This is a genomic window from Sporosarcina newyorkensis (assembly GCF_900167515.1).
In the GTDB taxonomy this organism is placed as follows: Bacteria; Bacillota; Bacilli; order Bacillales_A; family Planococcaceae; genus Sporosarcina; species Sporosarcina newyorkensis.
Genome location: NZ_FUYJ01000001.1, coordinates 596,326 through 608,703, shown reverse-complemented (window position 1 = coordinate 608,703; position 12,378 = coordinate 596,326). Strand labels below are relative to the sequence as shown.

General features: G+C 40.8%; 15 protein-coding genes and 1 tRNA gene. 14 read left to right on the top strand and 2 right to left on the bottom strand.

Translation table 11 applies throughout. The annotated features are described in order from the left end of the window. Positions 1–14: 14 nt before the first annotated feature. The gene (locus tag B5D59_RS03270) at positions 15–422 is read right to left on the bottom strand and encodes a YslB family protein (protein ID WP_078816838.1); all 408 of its coding nucleotides are present in this window, start codon (positions 420–422) and stop codon (positions 15–17) included. A gap of 228 nt (positions 423–650) precedes the next feature. Here B5D59_RS03270 and B5D59_RS03265 point away from each other — a divergent pair, with 228 nt between their 5' ends. The 13 genes from B5D59_RS03265 to B5D59_RS03205 all read left to right on the top strand — a co-directional run bounded on the left by B5D59_RS03265 (position 651) and on the right by B5D59_RS03205 (position 10,672). Further along, on the top strand, positions 651–1,259 hold the full coding sequence (locus tag B5D59_RS03265; RefSeq protein WP_009497575.1) for a succinate dehydrogenase cytochrome b558 subunit: 609 nt from the start codon (positions 651–653) through the stop codon (positions 1,257–1,259). A gap of 45 nt (positions 1,260–1,304) precedes the next feature. Beyond that, positions 1,305–3,059, top strand: coding sequence for a succinate dehydrogenase flavoprotein subunit (gene sdhA / locus B5D59_RS03260; RefSeq protein WP_009497574.1), 1,755 nt, complete (start codon positions 1,305–1,307; stop codon positions 3,057–3,059). Beyond that, positions 3,056–3,850 carry a succinate dehydrogenase iron-sulfur subunit gene (gene sdhB / locus B5D59_RS03255; protein ID WP_009497573.1) on the top strand — a complete coding sequence of 265 codons (795 nt, stop codon included), beginning with the start codon at positions 3,056–3,058 and terminating at the stop codon, positions 3,848–3,850. Before sdhA ends, sdhB begins: the two co-directional genes overlap by 4 nt. Positions 3,851–4,024: 174 nt before the next feature. Further along, positions 4,025–4,474, top strand: a complete 450-nt coding sequence (locus B5D59_RS03250) for an acyl-CoA thioesterase (protein ID WP_078816837.1) — start codon at positions 4,025–4,027, stop codon at positions 4,472–4,474. Positions 4,475–4,549: 75 nt separating this feature from the next. Beyond that, positions 4,550–4,762 carry a helix-turn-helix domain-containing protein gene (locus B5D59_RS03245; RefSeq protein ID WP_040759620.1) on the top strand — a complete coding sequence of 71 codons (213 nt, stop codon included), beginning with the start codon at positions 4,550–4,552 and terminating at the stop codon, positions 4,760–4,762. Positions 4,763–4,955: 193 nt separating this feature from the next. Next, complete coding sequence (locus tag B5D59_RS03240; RefSeq protein WP_050804706.1) at positions 4,956–5,363, top strand: MarR family winged helix-turn-helix transcriptional regulator; 408 nt, start codon at positions 4,956–4,958, stop codon at positions 5,361–5,363. Positions 5,364–5,372: 9 nt separating this feature from the next. Next, positions 5,373–6,161, top strand: coding sequence for a glutamate racemase (gene racE / locus B5D59_RS03235; protein WP_078816835.1), 789 nt, complete (start codon positions 5,373–5,375; stop codon positions 6,159–6,161). A gap of 126 nt (positions 6,162–6,287) precedes the next feature. Next, positions 6,288–7,046 (top strand): ribonuclease PH, encoded by a 759-nt coding sequence (gene rph / locus B5D59_RS03230; RefSeq protein WP_040759228.1) that lies wholly within the window; start codon positions 6,288–6,290, stop codon positions 7,044–7,046. Next, positions 7,043–7,657 (top strand): XTP/dITP diphosphatase, encoded by a 615-nt coding sequence (locus B5D59_RS03225; RefSeq protein ID WP_078816834.1) that lies wholly within the window; start codon positions 7,043–7,045, stop codon positions 7,655–7,657. The genes rph and B5D59_RS03225 overlap by 4 nt, the downstream gene beginning before the upstream one ends. Next, the gene (locus B5D59_RS03220) at positions 7,654–8,145 is read left to right on the top strand and encodes a metallophosphoesterase (RefSeq protein WP_078816833.1); all 492 of its coding nucleotides are present in this window, start codon (positions 7,654–7,656) and stop codon (positions 8,143–8,145) included. The genes B5D59_RS03225 and B5D59_RS03220 overlap by 4 nt, the downstream gene beginning before the upstream one ends. A gap of 68 nt (positions 8,146–8,213) precedes the next feature. After that, positions 8,214–8,287 (top strand) — tRNA-Arg (locus B5D59_RS03215). A gap of 378 nt (positions 8,288–8,665) precedes the next feature. Continuing rightward, on the top strand, positions 8,666–9,406 hold the full coding sequence (locus B5D59_RS03210; protein WP_078816832.1) for an SDR family NAD(P)-dependent oxidoreductase: 741 nt from the start codon (positions 8,666–8,668) through the stop codon (positions 9,404–9,406). A 261-nt stretch (positions 9,407–9,667) separates the two neighbouring features. Continuing rightward, on the top strand, positions 9,668–10,672 hold the full coding sequence (locus B5D59_RS03205; protein WP_078816831.1) for an MBL fold metallo-hydrolase: 1,005 nt from the start codon (positions 9,668–9,670) through the stop codon (positions 10,670–10,672). Between the two features lie 209 nt (positions 10,673–10,881). Here B5D59_RS03205 and B5D59_RS03200 read toward each other — a convergent pair whose 3' ends face one another. Beyond that, a complete protein-coding gene (locus tag B5D59_RS03200; RefSeq protein ID WP_078816830.1) occupies positions 10,882–11,526 on the bottom strand; it encodes a Crp/Fnr family transcriptional regulator in 645 nt (214 codons plus the stop codon). A gap of 218 nt (positions 11,527–11,744) precedes the next feature. Between B5D59_RS03200 and B5D59_RS03195 the strand changes: the two genes are divergently transcribed. Continuing rightward, positions 11,745–12,347, top strand: coding sequence for a Crp/Fnr family transcriptional regulator (locus B5D59_RS03195; RefSeq protein ID WP_009497560.1), 603 nt, complete (start codon positions 11,745–11,747; stop codon positions 12,345–12,347). Positions 12,348–12,378: the final 31 nt, after the last annotated feature.

Here is a 12,378-nt window from a genome sequence, read left to right as displayed (position 1 = left end):
TGGCCCCTTCCTTATTATACGGGTGATTTAGGATCACCTTTCACGATGAAATGAATATGATTTTCTTTGGGCATTTTCTGACCGTAACATTCGGTCAAATAGCCGTTGACCTTTTGATGCTGTTCGGCCAGAAAACCTGCCTCGAGCGAGCAAGAACCACCTGAAAGTTCAAGTAAGCTACTATTATGTAATGTATAATGTGTTTCTTGCTTAACAGTCTTTTCAATTGCCAATTGTCCCCAACCGGCTTCTGCAAAAAAGGCGGGTAACTCATCGAGCGACAAGATAGGAAACTTTCTGGCCATGTCTTTACCAAGCCAATACAATATGTCGTCTTCGTGCTTGCCTAGTAACGTGGGCAGTAAATGATCCCGCAGCAGATTGTAGCCAAAGTTTGTGGCTGGTGTTTGTTGAGTATTCAATAGTTTACAATCCTTTCGGAAATAGATATGAACAGGATCAGAGCAGTTTTCGGAAAAATCGCAATAAATTATAAAAAGTAGACAGCATCTTGACCTGCCACATACAGAGGAGTACAATGTACATGTTATCATATTGTACCACGAAGAGAGATACCGAGGAAGTGCAGCTAAATAGAGAATCTGCAATTCTTGTCAGGGAAATCTCAGAAATAAGGGAGGGTAAAAGACTTGTCGAAAGAATCAGATTTTTTCTTGCGCCGACTACATTCGTTGTTAGGTGTTATTCCAGTCGGACTATTTGTTGCCCAACACTTAGTCATCAACCACTTTGCAACGCGCGGTGAAGAAGCATTCAACACTGCATCTAACTTTATGGGCAACTTGCCATTTGTTACATTCTTGGAATGGTTCATCATCTATATTCCATTAATGTTCCACGCTTTTTATGGAGTGTACATAGCTTTTTCTGCGAAATATAACGTGAACCATTACGGCACATTCCGTAACTGGATGTTTACGCTGCAACGTTTTACTGGCGTATTCCTAGTGATCTTCATCGCATGGCACGTGTATGAAACACGTATCCAAAAAGCTCTTGGTGCAACAGTAGACTATAACATGATGGCGGATATCTTATCGAATCCACTTATGCTTGTATTCTATATTGTTGGAATCCTATCTGCGACTTTCCACTTGGCAAACGGACTTTGGTCTTTCTGTGTCACTTGGGGTATCGCTCAATCACCAAATTCACAAAAAATCGTTTCTTATATTACAATGATAGTATTCTTAGTACTTTCAGTAATCGGAATTCAAGCACTTTTAGCTTTCGTTTAATCAACTAACTTATGAAAACATGTATAATTGAGGAGTGAAACAATAATGGCAAAAGGCAGATTGATTGTCGTCGGTGGAGGGTTAGCTGGTTTAATGGCTACCATCAAAGCAGCAGAAGCTGGCACACCGGTTGACTTGTTCTCGCTAGTTCCAGTGAAACGTTCCCACTCCGTATGTGCCCAAGGTGGCATTAACGGTGCTGTTAACACGAAAGGTGAAGGCGACTCAGTCGATATTCACTTTGATGATACGGTTTACGGCGGAGACTTCCTAGCGAATCAAAAACCAGTGCAAGCAATGACGGCAGCAGCTCCTGGGATCATCCATTTATTAGACCGTATGGGCGTTATGTTCAACCGTACACCAGAAGGTCTTTTGGATTTCCGTCGTTTCGGTGGTACACTTCACCACCGTACAGCTTATGCAGGTGCTACAACAGGACAACAATTACTGTATGCTCTTGATGAACAAGTTCGTTCACACGAGGTAGCAGGGTTAGTGAAAAAGTATGAGCACTGGGAATTCCTTGGAATCATCACTGACGAAGAGGGAATTTGCCGTGGGATTAGAGCGCAAGACTTAAAGACCATGGAAATCCAAGCATTTAAAGCGGATGCTGTTATCATGGCGACAGGCGGACCTGGAATTATTTTCGGTAAATCAACAAACTCTGTAATCAATACAGGTTCTGCAGCTTCAATCGTCTATCAGCAAGGTGCATATTATGCAAACGGAGAATTCATCCAAATTCACCCGACTGCGATTCCTGGCGATGACAAACTTCGTCTAATGAGTGAATCCGCACGTGGTGAAGGTGGACGAGTTTGGACTTATAAAGATGGTAAGCCGTGGTACTTCCTAGAGGAAAAGTATCCCGATTACGGTAACTTGGTTCCACGTGATATCGCGACACGTGAGATTTTTGATGTCTGCGTAAACCAAAAATTAGGTATCAATGGAGAGAACATGGTGTATTTGGACCTTTCTCACAAGGACCCTAAAGAATTGGATATCAAACTTGGTGGGATCATCGAGATTTATGAGAAATTCACAGGGGACGACCCTCGTAAATTGCCAATGAAAATCTTCCCGGCTGTTCACTATTCAATGGGTGGACTATGGGTTGACGATCATCAGCAGACGAACATTCCAGGACTATTTGCTGCTGGGGAGTGTGATTATTCTCAGCACGGAGCAAACCGCCTAGGTGCGAACTCATTGCTATCTGCAATCTATGGCGGGATGGTCGCAGGACCAAACGCTATCGATTATATGAAGCACTTGAAGCGTACAGCTGACGAACTGCCTGAAACTATTTATGATGAAGCAGTTAAAGAAGAGCAGCAAAAATGGGAAGACTTGCTCAAAATGGATGGTACGGAAAATGCGTATGTCATCCACAGAGAGCTTGGCGAATTGATGACTGATAATGTTACAGTTGTTCGTTTTAATGATAAGTTAAAAGAAACTGACGAGAAGATTGTCGAGTTGCTTAAGCGCTATGAAAATATCAGCATGACGGATACACAACAGTGGTCTAACCAAGGCGCAATGTTTACTCGTCAGTTGAAAAACATGCTATACCTAGCTCGTGTTATCACATTAGGCGCATTGAACCGTGATGAAAGCCGTGGTGCACATTATAAGCCTGAGTTCCCGAATCGTGATGACGAGAACTTCTTGAAGACAACAATGGCGAAATTTGACGGAGTATCTGCACCGATCATAACGTATGAAGATGTAGATGTTTCCCTAATTCCTCCACGTAAACGCGATTATTCAGCGAAGAAAGGAGATTGACCAAAGTGAGTGAACAACAAACAGCAACTGCAACTAAGACAGTCGTGTTTGAGATTCAGCGTCAGGACACTGCTACTTCAACGCCATACATGGAAAAGTTTGAGATTCCTTACCGTCCGAATATGAACGTTATTTCGGCGCTAATGGAAATCAGACGGAATCCAGTGAACGCAAAAGGTGAAAAAACAACACCTGTTAACTGGGATATGAACTGTTTGGAAGAAGTATGTGGTGCATGTTCCATGGTAATCAACGGTCGCCCGCGTCAATCTTGTACAGCGCTAGTCGATCAGTTGACACAGCCAATTAAACTAGAGCCAATGCGTACATTCCCAGTTGTCCGTGACTTGATCGTGGACCGTGAATTCATGTTTGATTCATTGAAGCGAATTAAAGCGTGGGTACCAATCGACGGTACGTATGATTTAGGTGAAGGTCCACGTATGCCTGAGCGTAAACGTCAATGGGCGTATGAGTTATCTAAGTGTATGACATGCGGTGTATGTCTGGAAGCTTGTCCGAACGTAAACGACAAGACGAATTTCATGGGACCTGCTTTGATGTCACAGGTTCGTCTATTCAACTCTCACCCAACAGGTGCGATGAACAAAGACGAGCGTTTGGCAACAGTCATGTCAGACGGTGGAATCACAGAGTGTGGTAACTCACAAAACTGTGTAGTTGCTTGCCCTAAAGGTATTCCATTGACTACATCTATCGGTGCAATCGGTAGAGCAACAACAATTCAGATGTTCAAGAACTTCTTCGGAAGTGACCATCAAGTAGACTAATATCAAAACAAGACGACTTGCCTAATAGGTAAGTCGTCTTTTATTTGTCCTAAAATGATTGATTAAAGGTAAGGCAGTGCCAACCACTCGTAGCCAAGTTGGTTGACGTCTACCATTTTTTTGATATAATAAAAGAATGAATATTCATTCACTTCTATAAGGGGGTATTTTGATATGAAAGCAAACTATATTGAGGATTTGGATAAATGGAAAGAGGATTTTCAGTTCTTTTCAGAAGTATCGGTGCGTTTCTCTGAGACGGATATGTACGGACATTTGAATAATACGTCTGTTTTTACGTACTTTGAATACGCACGCATAGAATATTTTAAGTCTTTGAACTGTATGGAGAAGTGGATGAATCCGAAAGGGGAGACAATTCCGATCGTCGCTGATTTGCAATGTGATTACAGGAAACAAGTCTTCTTTGACGAAAAGCTAAGGGTCTTTGTGAAAACCCACAAGATGGGAAATAGCTCAATGGATCTGCATTATATGGGGAAAAATGAACACGATGAAATTGTCTTTACGGGCAGGGGGACAGTCGTGCAAATCAACCGAAAGTCCGGACAGCCTGTGGCATGGTCGGAAGAAGAACTGGAAGTATACTTGCAAAACTCGTAAAAGCCTACACAGACGCGCCCGCGCTCACATATCTTATGTGGAAAGCGTAAAGAGGAGGGGCGCATCTTGGATGAAATGCAAAACCGTTCTTTATTGACGAATCGAGAACGACAAATATTTACTTTACTCGTTGAAGACTTTACCACAAAAGAAATTGCAGGGCAGTTGACGATCAGTGAAAAAACTGTCCGGAATCACATTTCGAATACAATTCAAAAGCTTGGTGTATCGGGCCGGGCGCAAGCAATTGTAGAATTACTTCGGTTGGGTGAATTGCGTTTGAACTAATTTTTATTGAAAGCGTATGAAATTTGGCGTATTTTTGATCAATAGGTGTCCACAAATCCCTCTCTGCTGGTAGATTGCATGAAAAACTGTTGCGTTCATCATTGAAAAAGGTACAATGAAAAGACAGGAATCATTTCAGGGAGCTGATTTTTTGTCGAACGAACAGAAAAGCCTGTTGCATGGGATCGCATTGATGGAAAAAGATCTGCGGCATGTTGCAGCGATCATCAAAGAGCAAGGACGTAAAATCTTAAAAAATTATACGATAACGCCTCCTCAATTTAGCGCTCTTCAATGGCTGCTGGAGCACGGAGATATGACGATCGGTGACTTATCCAATAAAATGTTTTTGGCATTCAGTACGACAACGGACTTGGTGGACCGAATGGAAAGCAGTCAGTTGGTGAAACGAGTACGCGATGACAAAGATCGACGGGTTGTTCGGGTTCATTTGTTACCAGAAGGAGAACGAATCATTGAGGAAGTCATAGAAAAAAGGCAGCAGTATTTGCAGGAAGTACTCAAAAATCATGATAAGCAGGAAATTGAACAATTTTCGGCTCTGCTAGCTAAATTACATGAAGAGATGACTAGAGATTGAGGGATTATAGTGAATGCACCTATTGGAGTTATTGATTCGGGTGTCGGCGGTTTAACGGTCGTACGAGAGTTGCGAAAGTTTTTACCGAATGAACCCATTATTTACATTGGCGATGATGCACGTTGTCCATATGGGCCAAGACCATCAGAGGAAGTGTTGGAATTTACCATGGATATGGTGAAGAGTTTGGCAGATATGGGCATTAAAATGTTAGTGATAGCATGTAATACAGCGACTGCGATTGCTTTAGAGGAAGTCCGACATCAATTCGACTTTCCGGTGATCGGCGTTATTCAGCCAGGAGCAAGAGCGGCTTTAAAGGCGTCTCAAACTAGCGAGATTGCAGTATTAGGTACTCTTGGCACAGTGAAAAGTAAGGCGTATGATCAAGCAATTCATATGCAGCAGCCTGACGCAACGGTCCATTCATTGGCTTGTCCTGAGTTTGTTCCGATCGTTGAAAATGGGGAGTATCGCTCTCCAGCAGCCAAAGTAATTGTGGATCAAACCTTACAGCCATTGCACAAAGAGTCGTTTGATACGGTCATACTTGGCTGTACGCATTACCCGTTACTGCAAGAACATATCGAAGAGCATTTCCAACAGCAGAAGCGTATTATTTCTTCTGCTGTGGAAACCGTTGCGGACGTTGAAAGTATTTTACGCAAGCAGCAGATGTTGTCTGTCTCCGCAGTAGAACCGATTTTCTATACGACCGGTTTAAAAGAAAAGTTTCAGTTAATCGTTGAAGATTGGCTGAGCATTCAGAAACCGGATGTACGCACGATACAGTTTTGAGAATAGCGGAATTCACCCGAAAACAGTTACTCGTTTTCGGGTTTTTACTGTTCTTATGGTAAGATAGGTTGAATGTTTATTTATATGGACAAAATAATAAAAATGGTACATAACGGAGGAAATAGCATGCGACATGATGGCAGAACAACTGAAGATATTCGTACAGTGACGATAGAGAAAGATTATTTAATCCACCCGGAAGGCTCGGTGTTGATCTCAGTTGGAAATACGAAAGTGATTTGTACGGCTACGATTGAAGATCGGGTACCACCATTTCTACGAGGCAGCGGAAAAGGCTGGATATCAGCGGAGTATTCCATGCTTCCGCGGGCAACAGGACAGCGGACAATCCGTGAATCTTCTCGCGGTAAGGTAGGCGGCCGCACAATGGAAATCCAACGTTTGATCGGCCGTGCTTTACGTGCGGTTGTAGATTTGGATGCAATCGGTGAACGGACGATTTGGATTGATTGTGACGTGATCCAAGCTGATGGCGGCACACGGACTTCTTCCATTACCGGCGCGTTTGTTGCGTTAGTGATTGCTGCGAATAAATTGCAGGTCGAAAAGCAATTGCCGACTTTCCCGGTTCGTGATTTTCTAGCGGCTACAAGCGTTGGTAAGCTTGCGGACGGACAACTCATTACGGATCTTGACTATGTAGAGGATTCATCGGCAGACGTCGATATGAATGTCGTAATGACAGGAGAAGGACAATTTGTCGAACTCCAAGGTACAGGGGAAGAAGCTACGTTCTCACGAGCAGAGATGAATGACCTATTAACACTTGCAGAACAGGGAATCGAACGGTTGATCAAGATTCAAAAAGAAACGTTAGGGGAGCTAGCGAATAAAGTCGGACAGCGGGCAGGCGATGCACAATGAAAGAAGTATTGATTGCGACAAATAACCGCGGAAAAGCGAAGGATTTTGAGGTGCTGTTTAGCCCTCTTGGAATTAAGGTTTTTACTTTACAGGATCTAGACGAATCAATCGATGTGGAAGAAACGGGCACGACGTTTGCGGAGAATGCGATCTTGAAGGCCGAAACGGTAGCGAACATGCTCGATAAGGTGGTCATAGCAGACGACAGCGGATTGGAGGTAGACGCCCTAAAAGGAGAGCCAGGCGTCTACTCTGCACGCTATGCGGGCGAACCGTCAAACGATGAAGCGAATATCGATAAGTTGCTGGAAAATCTTTCTGATCTGCCTGCAGCTGATCGTCAGGCGCGTTTTAGATGTGTGTTGGCGATTGCTGGGCCTGGTGTAGAAACAACGACTTTCTCTGGCAGCTGTGAGGGGGTTATTACGGCAGAAAGACAAGGCATAAACGGTTTCGGCTATGATCCTGTATTTTATGTGCCAAAAAAAGAGAAGACGATGGCTCAGTTGACAGCCGAAGAAAAAAGCGCAATCTCTCATCGGGGTGCGGCGTTAGCCCAGTTAAAAGAACAACTTCCAGAATTCCTTAAAAGTTTAGGTGATAATGAATGAAAATTATTGTATTAAGTGATTCACATGGCGATACGGCAACTGTTCAACAGATTGCCGCTTTGCCTGCAGATGCTATGTTTCATTGTGGAGATAGCGAATTAGCAGCAGATCATCCCTTGCTTGCAGATTTACATTGTGTTCGAGGCAACTGCGACCTCGACAGCCGTCTACCAGCCTCTCTGTTAGTGAAAATAGGGGATGAATCAGTATTTGCTGTACACGGCCATGAACATGACGTGAAGCGCTCTTTACTGACACTTTCTTATGCGGCAGCCGAACAGCAAGCGACCGTCGCGTTATTCGGCCATTCTCATTTATATGGAGCGGAACTGATCAACGGTATATTATTCGTCAATCCTGGCAGCACAACACAGCCACGCGGCGGCAGGGAAGCAACATATGCGGTGATTGAGACAGGAGAAAAGTACACAGTCAACTTTTATACTATGCAAAATCATCTAGTAGATCAAATAGTTTTAGAAAAATAAAATATAGTGTTGACTTTTATTTAAGTCATGCCTATAATAGTTCTTGTGCCTGAGTTATTCAGGTGTTTGTCTCAGTAGCTCAGCTGGATAGAGCAACGCCCTTCTAAGGCGTCGGTCGGGGGTTCGAATCCCTCCTGGGACGTTTTTGAGTAAAAATGGAATACGATAAGAAAATCAAAGAAGACCACAAACGTTGATATAATAGCGTTTGTGGTCATTTTTGTTTTTTTTAGATATACTTTCTGTAAATACATAGTTATATTTTAAAATCCTCACTTGTTTGTTCCGATAAATTATCGTATATATCATCTGTATAACAACAGGAACTTTTCCACTCGTTTACTGTTGTAGTAATGAGATACTGAATTATTGTCATCATGAATATCTTACGTGCGGTATCCTTTTATTCTATGAATTTATGTTAGTATGGACATAGTTAATCTCTTTGTTAAGATGCTGCGAATATTAATATAAGTTTTTGAAAAATTAAAATGTATTTTACTGTAAAGGGGAATTAGTTATGCCTGATTTAACAGGAAAAGTTGTGTTAGTAACTGGAGCAAATAGGGGGCAGGGAAGGGACATAGCGAAACATTTAGCATCACTTGGAGCAAAAGTTGCCTTAGGCGCAAGGGATATAGAAAAAGTGAAGGCTCTCTCATTAGAAATTGGAGAGGATAAATGCCTTCCGCTACAATTAGATGTAACGAAGGAAGAAGATTGGATATCTGCTGTGAACTCTATTATTTCTACTTATAAAAAGGTGGATGTACTTGTTAATAATGCTGGAGTTTTTATGAAAAAACCAATATTAGATACTACCGTTGAAGACTTTCAAGAATTAATCAATGTGAATCAGTTGGGGGTTTTTAGAGGAATAAAGGCAGTTGCTCCATTTATGCAAAAACAACAAAATGGGTCAATTATCAATAATGTTTCCATATCTTCTTTTGCACCAATTAATCAATCCGCAGCTTATGCCGCTACAAAGGCAGCAGTTTCCAACCTTTCGAAATCAGCTGCAATAGAATTAGGCAGAAAGGGAATTAGAGTAAATGTAGTCCATCCAGGTGTTATTGAGACAGATATGGTCAGTAACAATACATTAAATTTAGATCGTGATGCCATCCCTTTAGGGAGAATGGGAAAGGCGAATGATATTGCCAATGTAATTGCTTTTCTTGCTTCCGATCAGAGCGCTTATTGTAATGGAACTGAAATTGTTGTTGATGGAGGTTTGACGCTAGGAACAGATATTTAATATTATGCTTGTTAATTAACCATAAAGATCCATTTGAAACATGTATAAAGCAGCTGGGAAGACACGGACTTAGATTATTTTTTTAAAGATTTTTATTTAGGTATACAAACAATACTGTATATATTGACACATAAGGTTTCGCGTAGGTCCACCGGAGATGTAATACGAACGATGAAAGAACGTTAAGAAATCGACGTTCTTTTTTATATATAGTTTAAACACTTGTCCTACAAAATTAAGGATAAGAAGGAGTGATTATTAGTGGCTCGAAAAAAATATCAAAATTCAGATCCAACAGCAACAATCAGTTCACTGAAAGATGTTATAAGTTGGAAAAAAGAGCGAATGGGAAAGAAAAAAGATCAAAGTTATCGGATCGGCCAGGCAGAATGTAAACAACAGGAATTTTTGAGAAGTAATAAAAACGAAACAACGCTTACATGGATTGGCCATTCGACATTCCTACTGCAAATCGCTGGGCTGACGATTGTAACGGATCCTGTATGGGCAAAAAAAATGGGGTTCAGTCCAAGACTTGAAGAACCGGGCATTGCTTTGGAAGAAATGCCGTCCATAGATGTTATTTTACTTTCACATGCGCATTATGATCATCTGCATGTTCCCTCGTTGAAAAAACTCAAAGGCTCGCCAACCGTTCTCGTACCAGAAGGTTTCGGTCGTAAAATGCAAAAGATAATGCCTGGAAAAATTGTACATGAGCTGCCGTGGTGGGGATATGTCAAGATTGATTCCGTTGAATTCCACTTTGTGCCTGCTCAGCACTGGAATCGTCGCACGCTGTCTGACACGAATTCGTCCCATTGGGGAGGGTGGGTAATCAAACGTTCTGAAGCGGCTTTAGCCGAAGGGATGCAAGAGAACGATGCGATCTACTTTGCAGGAGACAGTGGATATTTTCAAGGCTTCCGTGAAGTTGGAGAGAGATTCCCAGATATCACCTATGCCCTTATGCCGATTGGAGCGTACGAACCAGAATGGTTTATGGGTACACAGCATGTAACGCCTGAAGAAGCAGTGCAGGCTTTTCTTGATGTAGACGCAAAGATTTTTATACCGATGCATTACGGGGCTTTTCGTTTAGCGGACGATACGACAGAAGAAGCACTGAATCGACTGCTGGCAGAGTGGGATCAAAAAAAACTGCCTAGTGATCGATTGCAATTGCTACAGCACGGAGAGACATTAGTCCATGCGAGAACTAAAACTACTTGGGATCGTAATCTTTCCCAGCATGTTTACCTATAAATAGACACGAAATTATCTTCCAATTCAGCTGAATGGAAGATTTTTTTGTAGAGGAAAGCAAGTATTTAGCGATTTGGATGGAAGGTAGAATGCTTTTTGGAGACCTTATGAAAACTATTCATCCACGAAATTGCAAAACTATAAAGACAGTAACGCGGTGAACCTATCAATTATACTGACACAAAGTCTAAAAGTTATATTGATTATTTTTATTTCGACGAACTATAAAGAGCGTTATCTAAAAAATACTTAAGCTTAGTAATATCTAGAAAATGAATGTAGCCCTGGTCATAATAAATCATTTCTTCTGCTTTCCATTGATTGATTATCTTATAGACGGTAACCCGGGATGTACCGATAAAGCGAGCTAGAGAAACTTGGCTTAATTTTACTTTAAAATCATTTTCTCGTAAGTGAAGCTTATACAGAAGATGAGCTAGTCTATAGTCAGCCGGTGCATTTAGAATGGATGTTGTCTCTGCCAACAACCGGACTTTTACTATTAAAGAATTCATCAACATATTGGCGGCTTCTGGAATATCTACACAAAGAAGATCAAAATCTTTTTTTGAAAAAAAATAAAGCGTTGAAGGAATAGTACTTGATGCTGTGGTAAAGTAGGGATTATGATTAAAGCCTTGTTCTCCTAGTAAATCCCCTGGCATTACATAATCGATATCCCTCTCGCTTCCTTGGTTGGATAAAAGACTGATTCTCACTTCGCCTTTTTCAAGATAGTAGAAGCCTTGACCAATTTCACCTTGACGAAATAATACAGTGTTTTTATTAACATCAATCCTTTTTCCGTATCCACTATTAATAATATTTTTCCAAGTATATTGCTGTTCATTCAACAGTTATCACCTCTATTAAGAAATGGATAGAAAACACTGCATAAAGAATTGGTACATTTTACTTTATTTTATCAGATAATACTGATAACTACAATATTGTATGTAAATCGAATATAATTTAATATACTAGAACTTTCAGTCAAATAGTTGTCCTCATCGTTTGCGTATGTATAGTGTTTTACAAATGACTTTTCTACCAATCGTATAGGAGGGTTTTTATGTTTGATTCGTATCTTAAAGAAGGTAAGAGAATGTTTTTAAAAAAGAATACAGTGGTGTATGAACAAGGAACAAAAGGCGCTGGATTTTATTATGTTGCAGACGGCATGGTAAAAATGAGCATGAAAGTGTTCGAAGGAAAAGAAAGGATACTTGAACTTGTTGATAGCGGAAAAACATTCGGTGAATTATCAATAGATCGTAAATGTTATGTTTCATCTGCTATCACAATGGAAAACTCAGTCATTTACTACTTGGAATATAATAAAATTCAAGAGCTAGTTATGAAAGATAAAAGTGTTCGGAATATGTTTTATAGTTCAGTAATCGATAAGTTAAAACAACTTGGCGATATTATTCAGTATAAATCTCTTTCTGTAGAAGAACAGTTAGCACATTTATTGATAGGCATTTGCCGTGAAAATAATCATTATGAAATCCCTCTTAATCAACAACAACTAACGAATTACACGGGCTTGACGCGTATAACAATTTATAAAATTACAAAGGAATGGAATGAAAAGAAACTTATAATAAAAAAAGAAGGTAAGCTGTTTATTCGGTGTCCGAAAAAGCTATTAGAATATGTAAGCGCTCTCTAGTAAATGGAGAGCGTTTTCTATTTAAGTGGAC